Raw genomic sequence first — 20,727 nt, forward strand, 5'->3', positions numbered from 1 at the left:
TTGTAGGATCGGTGCTGATCCCTTGATCAAGGTGATGGCCCGACTGCCGTCTCGATGGACGGGGCAATCGGGAAGAGCGGGTACGCATGAGGGCAAGAGGGATTTCGCTGGTGACGCTGCCTCGCGCGTACAACCCTGACGGGGGGACGCGTGTCCTACAGGCGTGGCAGAGGCACTGCTCGACTTCGTCGTCGCACCGGCGCGCACCGGGACCACTCCGTCGCGCCGGCGCTCCCGTACGCCCGGCGGCGGTCTTCCGGTGATCCTGCCCATCCCGCCCGCAGGGCCCTCCGAGGCGCAGATGGGGGCGACCGCAGCCGTACCGATCCTGGGCGGCCGCGTGCCCTCGCCGCGCGATAGCGCGGACAGCGGCGCAGGCGGCGCCGTCCGCGCAGGCGTAACGGGCGGCGCGAAGGACGGTGGTGCGAGCGGCGGTGGTGCGAGCGGCGGTGGTGCGAGCTGCGCGGAAGCGGGCGGTGCGGAAGCGGGCGGTGCGGAAGCGGCCGGTGCGGAAGCGGCCGGTGCCGGCGTCGTCGCCGACACGGCGGCCGTCGCTGTCGTGGCCGGCACCACCGTCGACCACCTCACCCAGACCTACCAGGCCCACTACCGCTCCCTCCTGGGGCTGGCGGCCCTCCTCCTCGACGACACCGCCTCCTGCGAGGACGTGGTCCAGGAGGCGTTCATCCGCGTCCACTCGGCTCGCAACCGGGTCCGTGACCGGGACAAGACGCTGGCGTACCTGCGCCAGACCGTCGTCAACCTCTCCCGTTCCGCCCTGCGCCGCCGCATCCTCGGCCTCAAGCTCCTGTCCAAACCGATGCCGGACATGGCGAGCGCCGAGGAGGGCGCGTACGACCAGCTGGAGCGGGACGACCTGATCAAGGCGATGCGCGGACTCCAGCGACGCCAGCGCGAGGTGCTGGTGCTGCGCTACTTCGCCGACATGACCGAGTCCCAGGTCGCCGAAACGCTCGGCATATCCCTTGGTTCGGTGAAGGCGTACGGATCGCGGGGTATTGCCGCGCTGCGGGTGGCGATGGAGGCTGCGCAGTCATGATGGACGACCACACTCCGCCGGGCGGGACGAGCGAGGAACAGGTCCTGCGGGGCCTGCTGCGCGGGGCCGTCGAGGGCCTGGAGCCCTCGGAGGGCGCGCTGGAGCGACTGCGATACGCCGTCCCCGTACGCCGGACCCTCAAGCGCCAGGCCTTCGTCGGCGCCGCGGCGGTCGCCCTGCTGGCCGGCACCGCGATTCCGGCCGCCCTGCACCTGACGGGGGGCGAGGGCACCACCACCGACCACTCGGCCATCGCCGGGCACGGTGCGCATCCGGGGGGCAAGGGCGGCGGCGTCGGCTCCTCCGACCCGCACCAGAACGGCTCCGGAACGCCGCCGCAGTCCACCAGGCCCACCGGCAGCACCCCGGACGCGGGCGGTACCACCGGTGAGCAGCCCGCCCCCGCGGCCAGTGGTTCCCCGGACGGCGGCGTGACGGCCGGCCCGTCGGGCGCCGCCTCGGCCGGCTCGGTCGCGGGCTCGGGCCCGCTGCCGCCGGTGGCGGCGCCGGGTGCGCCCGGATGTGGCGCCGAGCAGCTGGGGGTGGTGGGCTCGGCCCGCGCCCCGCAGCCCGACGGCAAGGTCTTGGGGACGTTCAAGGTCACCAACGTCTCGGCGCGCGGCTGTACGGTCACCGGCCCGGACACCGTGACGGCGGTGACCGCGACGGGTACGGCGCCGAGCCAGGGCCCCGGCGTCACGGTGGTCGGCCACACGGCGGGGGACCCGGCGAGCGGGCTGCTGCCCGACCCGTCGGCGGAGACCCCGCAGCTGACGCTCCAGCCGAACACGGCGTACGAGGTCCGCTTCGCCTGGGTGCCGCCGGCGGAGCCGTGTCCGGCGGCGAGCACGGGCCCGAGCCCGGAGCCCACGCGGGGCGGCACCCCGGACGCCTCGGCGCGTACGGCGGCCGACACGGAGGGGACGGCGCGTACGGAGCCGGGTACGGGTGGCGCGACCCCGGATCCGGCCGGTGTGGCGGTGTCCCACACGCCGTCGACGGGGGCCCCGACCACGCAGGCGACGATTCCCGCGGCCTGCGGCGGGACGGTCTACCGCACGGGCGTCATTCCACTGGACGCGCCGGAGCCGTAGCCCTCCCGGGCGGGGAGGCGGTCCTGGTGCGGCCGCGTCCTGCGCCTTCGGGCGGTTCCGGTCCGGCGGGCGCGATGCGGGCCGGGCGCGATGCGGGCCGGGCGGGATGCGGGCCGGGCGCGATGCGGGCCGGGCGGGCCCGGAGGCCGGACAGGTTCCCGCCCGCCGACCCCGGACGCTCAGCGCCCCGCGGGCTCCGGCGTGGTGTCGGCCGCCTCCGCCGGCACGAGGCTCGCCTCCGCCGGCACGAGGCCCGCCTCCGCGTCGCGCAGGGTCTCCACCTCGCGCCGGTAGAGCCGGAACCACATGAAGAGCACGAAGGCGGCGAAGACGAACCACTCGCCGGTGTAGCCCAGGTTCTGGAAGGCCTTCAGGTCGAGCCCGGTGTTGGTCGGCGCCCGCGCGGGCACCGGAACCATCCCGTCCGCCGGGGTCTGCACCGTCAGCCAGGCGTCGTACAGGTCGTAGGGGACGATGTTGACCAGCGAGGCCGCTCCGATCACCCCGAGCTGCCCGGCCGGAAGACCGCCCTGCGCGTGCACACCCTTGGTGCCGGAGTTCTCCGAGGCCTGCAAAACCCCGGTGACCTCGACCCGCCCGGCCGGCGCGGCCGGCGCCCTGGCGGCGTCCGCGGCCCCCGGCAGCCAGCCCCGGACCACGGGCACGACCTTGCCGGAGTCGGTCTTCAGCAGGGTCAGGACGTAGAAGCCCGACGCGCCGTCGAGCCGGCGCTCGGGGACGAGCAGCTGTTCGGCGTACTCCCCAGAGGCGGAAGCGAGCCGTCCGGAGGTGTTCTTGTCCACCGGAAGGAGTGAGTCCAGCGACGCGGCCGTCTGGTCGGCGGGCCGCGCGGCGGCCGCCTCCCGGTGACTGTCGACGCGGTCCTCGAAACGGCCGAGCTGCCAGGACCCCATGAACAGGCAGACCGGAACGGCGAGCGCGACGAAGACGTTGATCCCCCACCAGCGCGGGGTCAGGAGAAACCGGTGCACCCCACCACCGTACGGGGGGTGCACCGGTCGTCGTCCCGCAGGGTCAGCCCCCCAGCCGCGCGGGCAGGTGCTTCAGCGCGAACTCCAGCTCCATCCGGACCTGCTTGATCCGCTCCTCCACGACCAGCGAGCCGTGCCCGGCGTCGTACCGGTACACCTCGTGCACCGCCCCCCGCGCCGCCAGCCGGTCCACGTAGTTGTCGATCTGCCGGATCGGGCAGCGCGGATCGTTGACGCCCGCCGCGATGTGGACGGGGGCCTTCACCGCGTCCACGTACGTCAGGGGCGAGGACGCCTCGAAGCGCTCCGGGACCTCCTCGGGCGTACCGCCGAAGAGGGTGCGGTCCAGGGACTTCAGCGCCTCCATCTCGTCGTGGTACGCCGTCACGTAGTCGGCGACCGGTACGGCGGCCAGCCCCACCGCCCAGGCCCCGGGCTGGGTGCCCAGGCCCAGGAGCGTGAGGTACCCGCCCCAGGAGCCGCCCGACAGCACCAGCCGCGCCGGGTCCGCGAGACCGCTGGTGACCGCCCATTCCCGGACCGCCTCGATGTCCTCCAGCTCGATCAGGCCGACCCGGTGCTTGAGGGCGTCCGTCCACTCCCGGCCGTAGCCCGTCGAGCCGCGGTAGTTGACCCGGACGACCGCGAAGCCGTGGTCCAGCCAGGCCGCCGGGGTGGCCGCGAAGGCGTCGCTGTCGTGCCAGGTCGGTCCCCCGTGGATCTCGAAGATCGTCGGGAAGGGGCCGTCGCCGTGGCCGGTGGGCCGCTGCGCGAGTGCGTGGATCCGCCCGCCCGGGCCCTGCACCCACACGTCCTCCACCGGCACCGAGCCGGGGGCCCGGAAGCCGGGAGGGTCCAGGACGGTCGCGCCCGCGGTGGACCGTACCGTCGAGGGGTCGGCGGCCGAGGACCACAGGTACTCCACGGTTCCGTCGGGCCGCGCCGTCGCACCCGAGACCGACCCCGGGGGAGTGTCCACGCGTACGAGCTCCTGCGCGGCCAGGTCGTACCGCCACAGCTCGCTGCGCGCCTCGAAGCTGTGCACGACCAGCAGCGCGGAGCCGTCGGGATACCACTCGGCGCTGACATCGCCCGGCAGATCGATCGCGAGCTCCTCCTCGGCGCCCGTGGCCACGTCCCACACCATCGGTTCCCAGCGGCCGCGCCGCTGGTGGCCGATCAGCAGCCGGGTGTCGCCCACGACCGGCGCGAAGCCGAGCACCTCCAGGCCCAGCTCCTCGGCTCCGCCGCGCGAGTCGTCCAGCTCGGCGACGGTGGCGCCGTCGAGGGTCAGCACGCGCAGGGCGGAGTGCATCGCGTCACCGTGCTCGGTGTGCTCGATGGCGACCAGGGTCCCGTCGCGGGACAGGTCGCCGACGCCGGCCGACTCCCGGTGCCGGTAGATCACGCAGGGCGCGGAGCCGTCCGGCCGGACCACGTGGACGGTCGAGCCGTCCTCGTCGGTGGAGCGCCCGACCACGGCCGTCCCGTCGCGGCCGATGGCCAGCCCGGCGGGGTAGGACGGCTCCAGGCCCGGGGTGGCCGGCTCGTCGGGGCCGCCCGCGAAGGGCTGGCGCACCCACGTGCCGAACTCGTCGCCGTCGGTGTCGGAGAACCACCAGATCCACTCGCCGTCGGGGGAGAGGGTGCCGTCGGTGGTGCCGTTGGGGCGGTCGGTGGCCTGCCGCTGGGCGCCGGTGGCGCGGTCCCACGCGTAGAGCTCGAAGGTGCCGGTCGCGTTGGAGACGAAGAGCGAGCGGTCCGGGGCGTCCTCGGCCCATTCGGGCAGCCCGACGCGCGGGGCCCGGAACCGCTTCTCCCAGACGGGCATCTCGGGGGTCTCGCCGGAGGTCACATCGCTGTCGCTGGTCATGCCCCCCATTCTTGCCGCAAGCGGTGCCGGGGTGAGTCCGGGTGGGTGGGCCGGGGGTGGGCCGGGGGCGGGCCGGGGGCGGGCCGGGGTGCCGACCGCTCCGAACGGGCGCACAGTGGAATGCGTACGCCTGCTTCGTGCTTGGTGCTGCGCGCATCGTGCATTGTGCATCGTGCCCCGAGGAGGAGTGATCATGGCCAGGAAACCTCGTACCGGTCACGGTCACCACGACGGCCACCAGGACTCCGAACGTGCGCTGGCGAAGAACACGGCCGCCGAGGCGCGCGCCAAGGCCGCGGCCAGAGACGTGCAGTCCGTCGCGGCGAAGACGCGCGGCATGCAGCAAAAAACCCAGTCCAAGCGGGGCTGAGAAACCGGTCCGCAGCCGTACGCTGACGCCATGCGGATGATCGTCCGGGGCGCCCGGCTCCTGCACACCCCTGGTCTCGTCGACGTGGAGGTCGGTGAGGACGGCCGCATCGCGCGGCTCGTCCCGTACGACGACCAGAAGGAACCGCCCGCGACCGGCACCCTCATCGAGGCGCACGGCGCCCTGCTCACCGCGCCCTTCGTCGAACCGCACATCCACCTCGACACGGCCCTGACCGCCGGCGAACCGCGCCCGAACGCCTCCGGCACCCTCTGGGAGGGCATCGCCTGCTGGAGCGAGCGCAAGCGGACCCTGACCCGCGAGGACGTGATCGCCCGGGCCACCGAGGTGCTGCGCTGGCAGGCGGCGCACGGCGTGCTGCACGTGCGGACCCACTGCGACACCACCGACCCGGCCCTCACCGCGCTCGACGCGCTGCTCGAAGTGCGCGACCGGGTACGGGACTTCATGACCCTCCAGATCGTCGCCTTCCCGCAGGAGGGCATCGTCTCCTTCCCCGGAGGCGAGGCGCTGCTGCGCGAGGCGGTGTCGCGTGGGGCGGACGTCGTCGGCGCGATCCCGCACTTCGAGGACACCCGGGAGGACGGGATCGCGTCGCTGCGGACCGCCTTCGCCGTGGCCGAGGAGCACGGGCTGCGCGTGGACGCCCACTGCGACGAGATCGACGACGAGCAGTCGCGCTTCGTGGAAGTACTGGCCACCCTCGCCCTGCGCTCGGGCCTGCGCGAGCGCGCGACCGCCTCGCACACGACGGCGATGGGCTCCTACAACGGCGCGTACAGCTTCAAACTCCAGCGCCTGCTGGCCCGTTCCGGAATCAACCTGGTCAGCAACCCCTTCGCCAACCTCAACCTCCAGGGCCGCTTCGACGCCTACCCCAAGCGGCGCGGCCTCACCCAGGTCAAGGAGATGCTGGCGGCCGGTGTCAACGTGGCCTTCGGCCACGACGACGTGATGGACCCCTGGAACGCGCTCGGCACCGCCAACCCGCTGCAGACCGCCCTCGTCGGGCTGTACGCCGCCCAGCTCACCGGCGCGGACGACATCCCGATGGCCTTCTCGATGGTGACGGACCGTGCGGCGCGCGTCCTCGGCCTCGACGCCTCGGAGTACGGGCTTGCGGAGGGCGCCCCCGCCTCCTTCGTCCTCCTCCCGGCGCCCTCGCCGCAGGAGGCGATCCGCCGCCAGGTCCGCCCCCGGTACGTCGTCTCGCGCGGCGTCGTCCTCGCCGAGACCCCGCCCGCCCCGACCCGCCTGTCCTGGCCGGGGGAACCCCCTTCGGAGATCGACTTCACCCGACGCCCGGGCCCCGGTGGAGCTGCCGGAGGCGGCCCGGCACCGCACCCTGGCGGGACGGAGCCACGGCCCGGCCGCCCCGGCCCCTCCCGCTGAGGGAGTTCTGCCCATGAGCGCGGTATTCGCATCGATCGGGACGTCCCTGGACGGTTCCATCGCCGGCCCGAACGCCCGCCCCGGCACCCCGCTCGCCGACGACGGCCTGGAGATCCGCCTCGCCCCCGTCCTCCTGGGCTCCGGCAAGCGCCTCCTCGACGGCGTCGACCCGGCCCCGCGCCTCACCCCGGACCGTACGGTCGCCACCCCGGAAGTCACCCCTATCCGCTACCGCGTCGCCCGCGGAGCGGACCCGGCCCGGCGGTAGCCTGCGCGCATGTCGTGGGACGAGGACGGAACACCGCACCCGCTCGCACTGCGCCGCACCGGCCGCAGCGAACTAGAACCGGACCGGCTGCCCGAGATCCGGGAGTTGGAGGTGCTCGGCTGGGAGCCCGCGCCCGAGGATCTGCGGTGGGTGTTCCTGCCGTACGTCTGGCCCCCTGCGGCCCGGACCTGGATCCCGGACCGCTCCACCCGCTGGGCGGTGGAAACCCGCCTGGACGGCCACGGCCACATCACCGGCGTCGAGTGCGCCCCGCTCCCCGAGCCGGACGTCCACGACCTCGACCGCGAGGCCGAGGCGATCCTCACCGGGCTCGGCCTTCCGCCCCGCCCCGAAGGCCGCCTGTGGCTGCTGCGCCCGGTCGGGTCCTTCCCCACCGTCGAGCCGGTCCTCGACCACCTTCGTACGGTGGCCGCCGCGAACGCGGTGGAGGACCGCCCGTCCATTGAGTTCCTCACCCTGGTCCGGACCGAACTCGCCGCCCTCCACGAAGGCGAGCGCGCGGGCGGCTCGTAGGCGGAGGCCGGCGGCGGGGTCGCCGAGCCGGTGGGCCCGATGCGTCCGATCGAGAGGACGGCCGGGGGCCGAATAATTCCAGGTGCAACGGCAGTTCAGACGCACTGAGGGAATTGATTCATGAACGACTCGGACCGAACCCCCATCGAGGACACGCGCTTCGGCGGGATCACCATCCGGCAGGACGGCCAGGACCGCATAGAGGTCGAAGGCGAGGGGATTCCCCACGTGGTCCTGGAGCGCGACCCCGAGTCGGAAGTGGACCCGCGGACCGCCATCGGCACCCGCGACCCGGCCCGCCTCACCATGAGGATCGACGGCCTGGAAGTCGGCCTGATACCGGGGAAGGGCGGGCTGAGCAGGCGTTCGTACCGGGTGGACGTGGAGTACGACGGAGCGCGGTACCGCCTGGTCCCGGACTCCGTCCCCACCAGCCGTCTGACCCGCGACGGCGCGCACATAGGTGACTTCTCCTCCGACGGTGACGAGGTGGTCATCGCCGAATGGAAGGAGGGCGCCGAGCTCCGGCCGGTGGACGCCTCGATCGGATACGCCCTGGCCTCGGCCTTCGGCACGGGCGGTCAACCCATGTGGATGATGATCGTCGACGGCGTGAGCAGCGCCCTCCCGTAGGCCCTCCGCCAACAGACGGAAGGCGGCCCACCGACTCACCCCCGGTGCCGCCGCCTCCCGCTCCGTCCCGGCATCGGCGACCACCGGAGCACCACCGAAAACGCAGGAAGGGCCCGACCCGCGATGCGGATCAAGCCCTTGACCTGGTCTTACGAAGTCGGGGTGGCGGGATTTGAACCCACGACCTCTTCGTCCCGAATGAGGTCGGAGCTGCAGGTTGACTTGCCCCGCACTCTATAGTCGCAGTTCAGAGGCTTGGGCTGCGTCGGTCTCGAAGGGTGTCAGGAGCCCTCCCGCACAGCATTTTCTCCCAATTTTCTCCCAGCACAGCGGCGCGGCCTTCTTGTCGGCAGGGGTGCGCGGAGGCAACCCCCTCAAGGAGGGCCAGGCGAGGGCGCCCATAGGAAGCCCGGGACCCGTGGCGTGGGAGCGGACGCTGTGCTCAGGCTGGGGGGAGTTCTTTGAAGGTGTGCGTGCGGTGCCACTGGTAGTACGGCTCGCGCTGGGGAGTCCACCACGTCACGGTGCGGTCTGTCAGCCGTTCCTGGACGTGTTTGGCGATCTCGGGGATGTCTGCGGCGAAAGGGCTGATCTGGATGACTCCCTCTTCCGCGACGGTGACGTATCCGTGTTCGTAGAGGGCGTCACAGCCGAGGGTGCAGGCGAGCATAGCGATGTTGGCCAGGTCGCGCTTCTCGTCGTCTGTGCACATCGCCCTCTTCTTGATGTGCGCCCCTATCAGGAATGTGCCGGGAAGTTCCCGGCCGCACAGGGCGCACTGCCCGGTCAGGCCAGGGAGGAGACGGCGCTTGAGAGCTGCCTGCTCTCCTCGCTGGGCACGGGTGGCCTTGCGCTCCAGATCGCCGCCGAAGGCCGCGACGGCTTCTTCGTCCTGCTGGGCATGGTCGGGCTGGAGGGCGGCGGGTGCGGGGTCGAGGGTGAGGTAGGTCTGGAGGGTGTCGCTCTCCTCCTCGCCCAGGACGGTGATGCCCATGATGTTGCGGTTCGGGTTCCAGCTGAGCAGGCTGCGGATCTCGTCGACAGGAATGTCGAAGCCGCGGGTCCCGGACAGGGCGTACATGTACTCCCAGGTCTGGCCCTCGCCGTTCGTCTGCCACAGCTCTTCGGCCAAGTCCTGGCTGCGCCACATCAGGGCTATGGTGCCGCCGAAGTAGAGCTTCTTGTCGCCGGTGAAGAACACCCAGTCGCCGGGGCTCATCTTCTTCACCTGGGCGACGTTGACGTCTTTCTTCCCGGGTACGACGCCCCACATCTGCGCCTGCCCGGAGGGGAACAGCTGCTTGAGCTGCTCGACGACTTCGGGCTCCAGGAGGTGGGCATGGGCGTCGATGCCGACCGGGCTGGCGATGGTGTCCTGGTAGTGCTTGTTGACGACCTTCTCGGACCGGCGTGCCGGCTGCATGACGATACGCATCGTTGCTTAGTCCCCCAGCTGTGTGTACTTGTCTGCCCTGCCGCGAGCCCGATCGGCGGGATACTTAAGGCCGTTGACCTCGATCTTCTCAACCAGGGCCTGCTCCAGGTCGATCCCGAGGACGTCGGCCATCCGCAGGAGATAGGCGAAGACATCCGCGATCTCCTCCCGGACCCGGGCCGCGTTCTGCGGGTCGTGCATCACCGTGGCTGACTCCTCGGGCGTCAGCCACTGGAAGAGCTCAAGCAGCTCACCGGTCTCGCCAGTCAAGGCCATGGCCAGATTCTTGGCTGTATGGAACTGCTCCCACTCCCGTTCCGCGGCGAACTCCGCCAAAGCCTGCTGCAGCGATCGGATCCTCATGATCAAGGAGTACCAGACCGCAACGACAGCAGACAGGGCCCAGGACCCGGCGGCAGTGCCACCTGGTATAGCTCTGGCCATGCATGTGTATCAGGGCACCGTCCAGACACTGGCCGCGGAGTTAGCGGACCCGTCGTTCATCCAGACGACCGAGCGCCGGTTCACAACCCTGCTCGGAGCAGCCCCCGCCGAGCAGGAGGTTGCGAGCTGGCGGCGGAGCTGGCCCCGCCTGGTGGACGTTCTCCTTACGGCCGGCATGGGCGAGCTGCACGTCCTGCTGGAGTACCTGCTGCCCGCCACCGGAGAACGAGTCGACGCCCTCCTGCTCGGCCAGGCACCGGGCGGCAGGCTTTGCACGGTCGTCATCGAACTCAAGCAGTGGACAAGGGTGCAGACCACGGCCGCCCGGCCGGGCATGGTCAAGGCCGGAGAGCGGGTCGTTCAGAACCCAGCCCGCCAGGTCGGCGGATACGTCACCTACCTCCAGGATTGGGTATCCCAGGACACCAGCCCCATCGACGTGCGGGGCACCGCGGTCCTCCACGACGCCCCAAGCGCGCTGGTGGAAACCCTGCGCTCCCTCACGGGGCAAGGCCCTTCCTCGAAGTTCCCGATCCTGGGCCGCGAAGATCTCACCCCGACCCCCACGCCAGGCGCGCTCGCCAGCCGCCTCGGCTGCGCAGGCCTGCGCGCACCAGACAATGACCAGCTACGCGGGTTTCTGCAGGCTCGCCACCGTCCCTCCGCCGGCCTCCTGAAACGGGCAGGAGGCATGATCGAGGGCAACGACGCCCTCACCCTAATCGGCGACCAAGACCTGGCCCGGCAGGAAGTACTCCACACCGTCACCGAGGCCCGCAGCCAGTCCCGTACGGGCATCGTCGTCGTGACCGGCGGCCCTGGAACGGGCAAGACTGTCATCGCCTGCCGCCTCCTTGGCGACCTGTGCGCGCAGCCTCAGGCCAACCCCCGCCTGGCCACACCCAGCGGCACCCTGACCCGCCAGCTCCAGCGCACCGTGGGGATTGCGTCGCGCGGCCTCATCACCACCCTTGTCGACCGGGTTCCTGCAGGCCTGCAGTCCAACAGCGTTGTCCTCCTGGATGAAGCGCACCGGGCACGGACCTATCCCGACCACCGCCGGGATGCCTTCCCCACGGTCCTGGGCCAGATAATCGAACGCGCCGGTGTGAGCGTCCTGTTCCTGGACGAGCAGCAGACCGTACGCCCCTCCGAGGGCGTCACCCTTCAGGAGCTAAGCCAGTACGCACACAGCAGGGGCCACACGTTCCGGCACATCAACCTCACCACCCAGTTCCGGTGCAACGGCTCACGCGCCTACCTCGACTGGGTCAACCAGCTCCTCCAGCCCGCCGGCCCCGCACCCGCATGGACCGGCACCGACTACGACCTCGACGCCGCCCAGAATCCCCAGGACTTCGAGGACTGGGTCACGGGACATATCGCTGCCGGCCGGAGCGCACGCATCACCGCTGGGTTCTGTTGGCCCTGGGACTCACCCCCCACCCCGCCGCTCCTGCCCGAGGTCAGCATCCCCTGGACAGGGCCCGACGGTCCCGCCACATGGACCCGCCCGTGGAACGCACGCGCTGACGAGACCAGCATGGACGTCCCGGACGTCCCCGGACGCCCTTACTGGGCCACCGATACCGGCGGACACCAGCAAGTCGGCTGCATCTACACGGCCCAAGGCATGGAGTACGACTACAACGTCGTCATCATGGGCCACGACATCGTCCGCCGAGGCAACCGCTGGATCGCCAACCCGGGAGCCAGCCAGGACAAGCCCCTCAAAGTCCTCCCCGCCCACCGCTACCTCACCTACGCGCTGAACGCCTACCGAGTACTTGCAAGCCGAGGTTCCAAGGGCACCCGCTTGTACTCCACAGACCCCAAGACACAGGCCTACCTCCAGAGCCTCCTGCCGGGCGGAGCCAGGAACCAAGCAGGTGGTTAGAAGAGGCTTGGCTTGACCGGTGGCCACGGGTCGCTGATTCACCGCTCCGCTTCTCCCGGGGCCCTTGGCGTTGCCAACTGACCTTCGATGTTCCGGCGCGGCCTGAGCCGCGAGTCCGCGGAAGCTGCCATACGGTTGCGCACGGCGGTAGTTGGCTGCGCATACGTGAAGGCTCTGTCTCGGCGAACTCGCCGATGGCGGGATCTTTGGGACTCTTCCCCTGCGAAGTGCCCCCGGCCGGATTCGAATCTCCGCACACGGCTCCGGAGGGCGTGATCAGCAACTGTCCGATTGTGCGGTCTACCTGCGCAAACGCCAGTCACCCCCCTCGCGTGCTGTCCTTCTCGCGCGCCCCCTCACACGTTGTGCCGCCTCAGCCCTTGGTAGCTGTGCACGCCCCGAGGCATCCCGCTTGGGTGGGAATCAGCCTTGCGGCTGATTTATGTCTCTATCTGAGATAGCGGGTTCTCGTCACACTCTGGTTGGAGTGAGCGAGACATCCATTGGCTGGTGCTGAGTGCGCTGGGGGAAGCCGTTGGCATACGTTCCGATACTCAAGGGCAAGGCGGGGGAGTTCTCGGCCCTTGAGCACGCCGCGCCGACGGTGCGTTCATCAGTCCGTCCCGTCATGGAGCTGGTCCCTGACCCAGACGTGCGGGACGTTCTGGAGACCTTCTGCGACCGCGCGATGGACGCAGTGCCCAAAGGCGGCGTCCTGACGGTCGACAGCGGCGCCTTGCCAACGATACGAGTCCTCAAGGGTGATGCTGGTGGCCCTGTGGCCCGCCTCAGCGAGTCTCTCGGGCTCCGTGGCGTCGCGATGTGTCCAGTAGTCCGATACACAGATTCACGCGACGTTTTGGCTGAGGCCTCACACGCGATCGCACTGCACCACAGCGGCGCCTGCTTACGTGTGTCCGTTGCCGCCGACATACCGGAGTGCCTTCCTGACCACGGACAGATCCGGGGGCTACTTAGGGTGCTTCGGCTGGATCCGGAAGAGGTCGACCTGCTCATTGATGCCGGGCCGGTGGACTCCGGCGTCGCAAGAGATCACTTGGCTGACCGCGCTCTGGCCGCGCTGGTAGCACTCTCTCCGTGGCGCTGGCGGCGTGAGTGTGTTGCCGCCGGAGCGTTCCCTGCCAACCTGACGGGGTTCCCGAGGGGGCAGGCCACACCAATAGCTAGACGCGATGAACAGCTCTGGCGGCAAGTCTTGAGCAGATGGCACGGGAGGTCGCCAGACTTCGGTGACTTCGGGGTGACGCACCCTCGGATGCCGAAGAAGTCCCGTGGGACGCCTGATCCCAACATGCGCTACACGACACCGGATGCTTGGCAGGTCTTCGTCTATCCGCGAGTCCGCTCCGGCAATGATGACTTCTTCACCCTGAGCGCTGATTTGGTTGCGTCTGCGTACTGGCCTGCCACAGGGGCGCGAACTTCATGGGGCGATGCACGTCTAAATGAGTGCGCCATGCGGCAGAGGTCTAAAGCCGGCGGTGGCACGGAGTGGCGGGCGTGGGCAACCTCGCACCACTTGGCAGTGGTTACGGCCAACCTCAACATGCTGGGGCACCCGTGAGACCTATGATGACAGCGGTCCCCTTGGTGGGGGGACCGCTTCGTCCCGAATGAGGTTCGATCAAGGCTGAACGCTCCGGACCAGGCCGTCTGCGCTGGTCAGAGACGCGGTTCCAGTTGGTCCTGGCAGGGCACTGAAGGCGGGTGGGAGAAGATTTTCTCCCAGAATTCTCCCAGCCCTGTAGAGCTACCAACAACAGGCGGGACCGCGGTTCGGTCAGCCCGCCTCGCCGGTGCGCTCGGCCAGATGCCCGATCACTCGTGCACGGTCCGGTCCGGCCAGTCGGCGCGCGCGGTCGTACGCCTGGTCGACCCTTGACCGGGGACGCTCTCCCTTACGCATCCAGTCGAGCAGTTCACCTGCTTCCTTGGCGGTGAGCCGCTTCAGTCCTGCCAGGACTTCGTCCAGCTGCTCCGGGTCGGGAATCTCATCACGCACCGTCTCGTTGCAGCGGGAGCACTCGATGCGCCAGTTGTTCAGGTCATCCCTGGCCCCTCTGGACTTGAGCCGCTCCTGCGGAACGAGATGACCGATGGTGAGGCGGACCTGCTCACCATCCTCGTAGTACGTGTCGTCGGCGCCCAGCCCGCAGATCCTGCACCTCGATCCGTCCTGGTCCATGACCAGCCGCCGGGTGCGAGCGCTGGGGGCGAACTTCTTGTACTTTGCCCTCTCGCCGTCAATCCAGATCCGGCCGCCCTTGGCCTTAAGCCGGTACTCATCCTGCGCCAGTGTGCCGTCGGTGCGCTGGGACGGAATGCTCCAGTCGCACTTGCGCAGTTCGCGCAGGCGACGGTTCAAGTGCTCGGCGTTCTTGGCGATATCTGACCCGAGAGCATCGCGTAGTTCACGCATCGTGAACGTGTCGCCCACGCTCTTGTTGAACCACAACCAGGCCGCGAGGCGCTTCTCCTGGCCGAAGGCCTGCGCCTTCATGCCGGGCTGGATGATGAGATCCCACCACAGCGTGCCGTCTGGCGCTCGGGACTCGTCGTTCTCGCTGATCTCCGCATGCATATGCTGATTATCTTGGAAGTGAACGATCTTGCACAGGGGCTGGAATTACGGTCGGCCTCTGGCCTGGCTGCGCTTCAGGGAAGCTCTGCTGCAGCCAGCCCCTCACTGTAGAGGCCGCGTTGGGGCCGCAGCCAGGATCGTGCATCACGAAATGTCCGATCGCAGTCCGCAGGCGCACGCCTTCCACTGCTGCTCAGCGCGACCCCCGTACGCGTGCGGACACTGGCGCACGATCGCAGATTTAGGCTCAACTGAACCCGCAAGCGAGACCCTGGCTCCCGGGATAGTCACCCCTGATTCCCTTCGCAAGCCCCGGGCTCTACGGCTTGGGGAAGCTCTCCTCCAGCCACTGCCGGACAGCGCCGACGGTGGTCCGGCCGTCATGGCGCAGAGCGTCGATGATGTCCCCGCCGGAGACGAGAACGATGGGGTGACCGTCCTCGTGAATTTCTTCCTGTACCTGCTTGTGAAAGTAGGACGTCGTCACGAGTACGCCGAAGTTCCGGTGCCGGATCCTGGAGATCAGGCGTGAGACTTCTCGGACGCCGACGGAGCTGGCAGCTCCGTAGCACTTTGCTTCCAGGGCGAAGTCGATCGCGATGCGGCTCGCCGCGGGCCCGAGCCCGTAGGTGCCTACGGCGTCACGGCCGCCGTCCCGGCTCGGCCGGGTCAGGTCCACCGGCCCGGTGTTCCGCGCGATCAGTCGCCAGACGGCCACGGCGCAGGCTTCGAAGTCGTGCTCCCGGCCGCGGAAATACTCCCGGATTTCCTCCAGCATCGCCGTGCCCGCCGCATCCTCCGGAAGCTGGTCCGCCCGCGACCGGATCACAGTCGTGACTGGCGCCATCAGGGGGCGGTAGACACGGCCCTCGACCCACGTACGCCACACATCTGGGCACCCGCCGCCGAGAGGATCGCCGCCAGCCAGCAGGTGCTGGATCCAGGCCCGGGGAACCAGGTCGTGATCGAGCACGGTGAAGTGCGAGCGGTAGTTCTGGAATCGCAGTCCCGCCGTTGCCCGCCAGATGGCTGCCAGCTCATCGTCTGAGGTCAGGGTCGGGCCGCCTGGGGCGAGGAGTCCGCGGAAGAGGACGGAGCGGCCTGTCGGCCCGGCCTTCTCGAACAAGAAGAAGGGAGGTACCTGAGCCCGGTCTGATGCGGTGCCGTGGGAAGCCGCGAAGACATCGCGCAGCAAGACGTTTCCCGCCCGTGGCGTGCCGTGGAGACTCTGGCCTGGCTTTCGGTTGTCACCGTAGTAGGTGAACGTTCCGGTCTCCACGTCCAGGTGATCGGGCCAGTCCACTTCTCCGCCGCTCGTGTAGAGAACGGCCAGCTTCACCGTCCCCTTGGCAGGTGAGCCGGCGTACCGGAAGCCCCCCTGATTGCCGACTCCCTTTATCAGCTTGGACATCGGGTCGTCGCTGGTGTTGCCGCTCGTCCCGCCAGCGTAGAGCGCATCGACTTGCAGGTCGGAAGTCTCCAGGTCGGAGAACGCAACGTGAGGCGCAGGAGCGACAGGAAGGGTCATGCTCCAAGATCTACCAGGCGCCTCTGACAACCCTCGCTGCCCGCCCGGCCGTTCGAACTGGACTGTCAGAGCTCCCGCTGTAGACAGCGTGGTGCAGCCGAAGGTCTCCGTTCGGGATGAGGCCAGAGCGAGTCTTCGCCCTGCCGCCCATCGCATACGTGCAGGTCAGGAGCTGGGTAGCGTTAGTTTGGGTGGCTCGTAGGAGTCCTGGGCCACTCGATTTTCTCCCAATCTTCTCCCAGGCGGCGGGGAGCTGTCCCGTTCGCCGACAGGGCGAGAAGGCTGATCAGTCCAGAAGACTGAGGTGTGCTTGGACCTGATCGCCCGACCTACCCTTCCCTAGGTCGCTGAGGGCGGCTGCCTACCCAGTCAGCGCAGCCTCATGCGCAAGGTTGTAGTGGCGGGGTCGGGGATGCTGGCACTTAAGCGGTTCACCAGATCGTGAGCTTGCTGCCCAAGGTCGTCGGCCGCGTGGGACCCACTACCCACCGTCCGGAGACAGTCGCAGCGGTGGGTAGCACGTCATCGTTCTGGCGGCTGATCGGGGTTGGTTCTCTTTAGCATTGCTCTCCCGGGGAACGGCGTGGCGCCGCTACGATCAATTCTGCCGGGCGAGGTACGAGGGGGGATCGTCCGATGAGTCACCTGCCAGCGCTGGACCCAGACACGGGCCTTCTGCCTCCGGGACGATACGCGGCGAGCCTTGAAGAGCTGTATGCCGAGTTCGTGGAAGCCCTTGATTCACCCAGGCGCCGGGAGCTCTGGTCTGAGTGGGAGCGGCACCGCGCGGCCATCGAGGCTTGGACGGGAGAGATCACCCGCTTGTGGGTGGGGGGAAGCTTCATCAGTGGCAAGCAAGAGCCGAGCGATGTTGATGTCACCTACTTGCTGAGGTCGGAGGTGTACGACCGCCTCGACCAGGAGTCACTCGTCTCCCTCGGTGAGCTGACGGATCAGCCCTGGTGCACCGAGCATTCCATGCGAATAGACGCATATGTCGTCCGATTGCCAGAAGCGATGCCCTTTTGGCAGATGATGCCAAGCCTCTTCTCAAGCGCTACTAGCGAGTCATTTAGGGACATCGGGCTCTACGATGAAGTTTGGCAGCGAACTCGAGCGTCTTCGGATCCAGCGGGGCGTCTGGGAGAGCTGCGCCGAGGATACGTGGAGGTGCTGCTATGACGGCCCCCGCCCCATTCCCCGACCCGGCTGACAAGGAAGCTGTGCGCCGGTGGATGCGGGAGAACAGGCGGACCGGTACGGGAACCCCCGTCCCGACCACGCCGGAGGAGTTCGCTGCTGTTCAGCGCCGCCGGCTCCTTCGGTCTGTCGACGTACCTGAAGAGGGGGCGGCGCTGCGGTCCCGCCTCGACTTGGCCCTCACTGGCGAGGCCACCAGCGAGCACACGGTGCGTGTGTCGGTCCTGGGACCCTTCCTTGCTAATTTTCAGGAGTCGGTCTCTGCGGTTGCGCAAGCCCTGACGGGACGGCCGACCAGTAGCGCGTCGATCCCGCGGAGCATCCGCGAGGCGACCGCGCTCAGTGCGTCAGCTGTGTTCCCATCGTCCTTCGGCATTGCTGTCTACGGTCCGCAAGGTGATGGGGCTGACGGGCTCTTCCCCGAGCCTGCTGGTGAGACGCGCCCCATTCTCGACAACGCGTTGGACGCTGTCCTTGACGTTGTGGATCTCTCTGAGGGTGCAGGCCAAGCCAACGAGCTGTTGGCGGAGAAGCTTGTTCCTCTCGGGCAACGCGCGATGAAGCATCTCGGAGCGCTGACTACGGGACTCACTGAGGCGAGGCTGGGGCTACGGGTCGCCTGGCACGCACCGAATCAGGAGCCGAGGCACAGCCAGTGGAGTCCAGCCGGAGCCGAACGGGTGCGCTATCTCTGCGAGCACAGCGAGTTCGACAACGCTGAAATCATTCGTCTTGTCGGCTGGCTCGGAAGCGCAAGCGCCCTCCGAGGGACTGTTGAGATTAGGACGGACAACGGGCAGGTCATCCAGGCAAGCACTGATGAATCGCTGACCCCCCGCCTTGCGCAGTACTTCGGCAACAGGGTGGAGGCTGAGGTAGAAGTGACGCGAGTAACGTCAGCCGGGGGGCGCGAACGGCGTATTTTCGCGATCCTCGGGTTGAGTAATCTGTAGTTCTTGCGTGTCGAGACGTTCCTTGCGGCCAGGGTGACTAGGCCGTGCCAGATTCGGCCTAGTCACTCGCCCGAGGAAAGACCGAGGGTCAGGCCCTGTTAGCTCGGAGTGACCTCCAGGCCGTGCTCCAGGTAGCTGACCCGTCCCTCAGCGCGGGCTACTGCCGCAGCCCTGATGCGTCGCGCCAGACGGGGGATCGTCAGCTCGTCCACCTCGGCGATGGAGTGGTAGGCGTACGCCTTGATCTCGGCGGTCTCCAGAGTGATCGCATCCTCGAGCTCCGCGCTCAGGGTGCCGCCGTCGAAGATGTAGAGCACCTTGTCGCCCTCCGCAGGGCTCGGGGCCCAGTCCACGGCGAGCAGGCGGCCGATGGCCGGCGCGATGCCCAGCTCTTCTCGCACCTCCCGTGCGCACGCCTGGAGCGGTGACTCGCCGGTCTCGACGTAGCCACCTGGGATGTCCCGGTAGTCCTTGTACGTCGTCTCAAGGAGAAGGACCCGGTCGCGGTCATCGAAGAAAAGCGCACCCGAGGCCATCCTCGGGTGCGCCATCTTTGCTTCGTGCTCGTTCTGGCTCACGGGGCCGAGCCTACCCAGGTCACACGACGTGCAGCCTGTCGGCCAGATCGGCGACCGGCTGGGTAGGCCTCCCCCGAGTCCCACGAACCCACCCCAGGACGAGTTCGCGGCTCATGTAGTGGTGGCGGACCTGCTCGGGGGCGATCTGCTCGGCTTCCAGCACCATGGCGAGCGCGTCGTCCGTACGGTTCCAGGCGCTGAGGGCGCGGGCCACTTCCAGGTTGTGCCGAACCCGCCGCTCCACCGGCAGGCCGCTCGTGTCCACGGTCGGGCCCAGTTCCGCGGCTACCTGCATGTCGCCGAGTTCGCCGGCCGTCGCCACGCGGTGGATGGCGACGTTGGTCGGGCCAAAGGCGGTCCACATGTGGTTCGCGTCCGCGCCCAGCCGAGTGGCCATCGACTCGGCCGCCCGCAGGAAGGTCTGGGCAGTGGCCCGGTCCTCAGCCCTTGCCGCTGCCATGGACCCGGTGAGGAAGAGCGTGCCGTACACGGACAGGTAGGCCGGAGTGGCGTCGCCTAGGCCCGGCTCCAGATACCCCGCTGCATCGTTCACGAGCTGGACGGCTGTCTCGAAGCGCCCTGTGGACAGCAGGCAGTGCGTGACGGACCGGAACAACGATGCCGTGATCACGTTGTCGCCGCTCTGCTGCGCAGCGGCAAGGCCACGGTCCGCCGCGATCCAGGCGAGTTCGTTCTCTCCCAGCTTCCCGAGCACCATGGCGGCGCCCTGGTAGGTCAGGGCCAGCAGGCCGTTCGCTTCCTCCCGCTCAGTTCCCGAGTAGGCCCGGACCGCGAGCAGCGCATCGGCGAGAAGCAGTGGGATCTGCCGCGCCGCGAATCCGTAGCGGGATCCCTGGTAGGCATCCCAAACCTCCCCCACGTCGGATCGGAGCGCTCCGAGCGTGGGCGGCTGGCCGTCGGCCTGGGCGCCGATGAGCGGGGTGAGGAGCCGGTAGTCCATCAGCGCTTCACGCAGCGCGGGGACCGTGCCGCGGCCCGACTCCTTCGACCACTCCATCAGCATCGGCTCCCCGATGAGGTCACCGATGGACACGTCGAGGGCGTGGGCGAGCGCTCGGATCACGGACAGGCGGTCGAGTTCGATGCGGTTGTTTTCGGCTTTACCGAGCCAGTCGGCGGTACGGCCGACCAGGCCGGCAAGGACTTCTTGGGACAGGCCTCGGCGGTGGCGGTACCAAGCAACGCGTTCGCCGGTCGTCAGGTGCTGCGTCATTCCTCGCATGTCTTCAGCCTCACCTCGGTTCGCGAAGAGACCCCGGAAGGATTTTCCGGGGTCCTGCTGCGTGGGCGCCATAGCGTCGTGAACGTCCGATGCCGAACGTCCTGAGTGTGAACGGGGATGCAGCGTAATGGCCCTGAGTGTTCGTCAGCGAAGCCAGATCAAGGCGGCTCTTCACCAGCTGTCCGGCGATGTGCACGATCTGACCCAGAGGGTGGAGCGAGTTGCTGGAACGGTCAGTCCGACTTCCGCGTCCGCTCGACCTGCTGGAGCCGCTCGTCGAGACCTGACAGGTGAGTTCGAATCGCTTCGATCTCCCGCATGATCGCGGTGAACTCTGCGCTGGGCTCGTCCACCGCCTGCCCCTCCGGCTGGGCGCGAACAAAGTAGCCACGCGTCGAGTCTGGGCGGACAACCCCCCGCTGGGCGAGTAGCTGCAGTGCCTTGGTTGCCGTACCTGCGGCTACGCCGTAGCGCTCGGCGATCGTTCGGACCGCCGGCAGCTTCGTTCCGGGCTCGTACTTGCCCACCTCGATGTCCCGTTGCAGGTCATCCGCGATCTTCTCGTTCACGCGGCGGGCGGCATCAGAAGTCGGCGTCATGTCATCGATGG

General features: G+C 68.9%; 19 protein-coding genes. 10 read left to right on the forward strand and 9 right to left on the reverse strand.

The features are described from left to right. Positions 1–163: 163 nt before the first annotated feature. Both ABZX75_RS11265 and ABZX75_RS11270 read left to right on the forward strand, forming a co-directional pair. Positions 164–1,060, forward strand: coding sequence for a SigE family RNA polymerase sigma factor (locus tag ABZX75_RS11265; RefSeq protein WP_355409908.1), 897 nt, complete (start codon positions 164–166; stop codon positions 1,058–1,060). Further along, complete coding sequence (locus ABZX75_RS11270) at positions 1,057–2,154, forward strand: hypothetical protein (protein WP_355409909.1); 1,098 nt, start codon at positions 1,057–1,059, stop codon at positions 2,152–2,154. Before ABZX75_RS11265 ends, ABZX75_RS11270 begins: the two co-directional genes overlap by 4 nt. 179 nt (positions 2,155–2,333) lie before the next feature. Here ABZX75_RS11270 and ABZX75_RS11275 read toward each other — a convergent pair whose 3' ends face one another. Further along, positions 2,334–3,146, reverse strand: coding sequence for an SURF1 family protein (locus ABZX75_RS11275; protein ID WP_355409910.1), 813 nt, complete (start codon positions 3,144–3,146; stop codon positions 2,334–2,336). A 43-nt stretch (positions 3,147–3,189) separates the two neighbouring features. After that, a complete protein-coding gene (locus ABZX75_RS11280) occupies positions 3,190–5,028 on the reverse strand; it encodes a prolyl oligopeptidase family serine peptidase (RefSeq protein WP_355409911.1) in 1,839 nt (612 codons plus the stop codon). Between the two features lie 184 nt (positions 5,029–5,212). Here ABZX75_RS11280 and ABZX75_RS11285 point away from each other — a divergent pair, with 184 nt between their 5' ends. The 5 genes from ABZX75_RS11285 (at position 5,213) to ABZX75_RS11305 (ending at position 8,237) form a co-directional block, all read left to right on the forward strand. Beyond that, complete coding sequence (locus ABZX75_RS11285; RefSeq protein ID WP_355409912.1) at positions 5,213–5,389, forward strand: hypothetical protein; 177 nt, start codon at positions 5,213–5,215, stop codon at positions 5,387–5,389. Positions 5,390–5,419: 30 nt separating this feature from the next. After that, the gene (codA, locus tag ABZX75_RS11290; RefSeq protein WP_355409913.1) at positions 5,420–6,802 is read left to right on the forward strand and encodes a cytosine deaminase; all 1,383 of its coding nucleotides are present in this window, start codon (positions 5,420–5,422) and stop codon (positions 6,800–6,802) included. A gap of 13 nt (positions 6,803–6,815) precedes the next feature. Further along, positions 6,816–7,070 carry a hypothetical protein gene (locus ABZX75_RS11295; RefSeq protein ID WP_355409914.1) on the forward strand — a complete coding sequence of 85 codons (255 nt, stop codon included), beginning with the start codon at positions 6,816–6,818 and terminating at the stop codon, positions 7,068–7,070. A 9-nt stretch (positions 7,071–7,079) separates the two neighbouring features. Then, a complete protein-coding gene (locus ABZX75_RS11300; protein WP_355409915.1) occupies positions 7,080–7,604 on the forward strand; it encodes a DUF5956 family protein in 525 nt (174 codons plus the stop codon). A gap of 120 nt (positions 7,605–7,724) precedes the next feature. Then, positions 7,725–8,237, forward strand: coding sequence for a hypothetical protein (locus ABZX75_RS11305; protein ID WP_355409916.1), 513 nt, complete (start codon positions 7,725–7,727; stop codon positions 8,235–8,237). Positions 8,238–8,679: 442 nt separating this feature from the next. Here the strand turns inward: ABZX75_RS11305 and ABZX75_RS11310 are convergent, their stop codons facing one another. Then, entirely contained in the window at positions 8,680–9,660 is a 981-nt protein-coding gene (locus ABZX75_RS11310; protein WP_355409917.1) for a hypothetical protein, read from the reverse strand. Between the two features lie 18 nt (positions 9,661–9,678). Beyond that, on the reverse strand, positions 9,679–10,035 hold the full coding sequence (locus ABZX75_RS11315; RefSeq protein WP_355409918.1) for a nucleotide pyrophosphohydrolase: 357 nt from the start codon (positions 10,033–10,035) through the stop codon (positions 9,679–9,681). A 79-nt stretch (positions 10,036–10,114) separates the two neighbouring features. Here ABZX75_RS11315 and ABZX75_RS11320 point away from each other — a divergent pair, with 79 nt between their 5' ends. Together ABZX75_RS11320 and ABZX75_RS11325 are read left to right on the forward strand one after the other, a co-directional pair. Continuing rightward, positions 10,115–12,013, forward strand: coding sequence for a DNA/RNA helicase domain-containing protein (locus ABZX75_RS11320; protein WP_355409919.1), 1,899 nt, complete (start codon positions 10,115–10,117; stop codon positions 12,011–12,013). 517 nt (positions 12,014–12,530) lie between these two features. Then, a complete protein-coding gene (locus ABZX75_RS11325; protein WP_355409920.1) occupies positions 12,531–13,598 on the forward strand; it encodes a hypothetical protein in 1,068 nt (355 codons plus the stop codon). Between the two features lie 216 nt (positions 13,599–13,814). Here the strand turns inward: ABZX75_RS11325 and ABZX75_RS11330 are convergent, their stop codons facing one another. Together ABZX75_RS11330 and ABZX75_RS11335 are read right to left on the reverse strand one after the other, a co-directional pair. Then, on the reverse strand, positions 13,815–14,615 hold the full coding sequence (locus tag ABZX75_RS11330; protein WP_355409921.1) for an HNH endonuclease: 801 nt from the start codon (positions 14,613–14,615) through the stop codon (positions 13,815–13,817). A gap of 319 nt (positions 14,616–14,934) precedes the next feature. Continuing rightward, the gene (locus tag ABZX75_RS11335) at positions 14,935–16,143 is read right to left on the reverse strand and encodes a restriction endonuclease (RefSeq protein WP_355409922.1); all 1,209 of its coding nucleotides are present in this window, start codon (positions 16,141–16,143) and stop codon (positions 14,935–14,937) included. A gap of 1,178 nt (positions 16,144–17,321) precedes the next feature. On the opposite strand from ABZX75_RS11335, the gene ABZX75_RS11340 reads away from it, so the two are divergent. After that, the gene (locus tag ABZX75_RS11340) at positions 17,322–18,296 is read left to right on the forward strand and encodes a hypothetical protein (protein WP_355409923.1); all 975 of its coding nucleotides are present in this window, start codon (positions 17,322–17,324) and stop codon (positions 18,294–18,296) included. 98 nt (positions 18,297–18,394) lie between these two features. Here ABZX75_RS11340 and ABZX75_RS11345 read toward each other — a convergent pair whose 3' ends face one another. The 3 genes from ABZX75_RS11345 to ABZX75_RS11355 form a co-directional block, all read right to left on the reverse strand. Next, positions 18,395–18,874 (reverse strand): NUDIX hydrolase, encoded by a 480-nt coding sequence (locus tag ABZX75_RS11345; RefSeq protein ID WP_355409924.1) that lies wholly within the window; start codon positions 18,872–18,874, stop codon positions 18,395–18,397. Between the two features lie 19 nt (positions 18,875–18,893). After that, the gene (locus tag ABZX75_RS11350) at positions 18,894–20,117 is read right to left on the reverse strand and encodes a helix-turn-helix transcriptional regulator (RefSeq protein ID WP_355409925.1); all 1,224 of its coding nucleotides are present in this window, start codon (positions 20,115–20,117) and stop codon (positions 18,894–18,896) included. Positions 20,118–20,350: 233 nt separating this feature from the next. After that, complete coding sequence (locus ABZX75_RS11355; RefSeq protein WP_355409926.1) at positions 20,351–20,716, reverse strand: winged helix-turn-helix domain-containing protein; 366 nt, start codon at positions 20,714–20,716, stop codon at positions 20,351–20,353. Positions 20,717–20,727 lie beyond the last annotated feature (11 nt).

This window comes from Streptomyces sp. NPDC003038 (assembly GCF_040611115.1).
Lineage (GTDB): Bacteria > Actinomycetota > Actinomycetes > Streptomycetales > Streptomycetaceae > Streptomyces.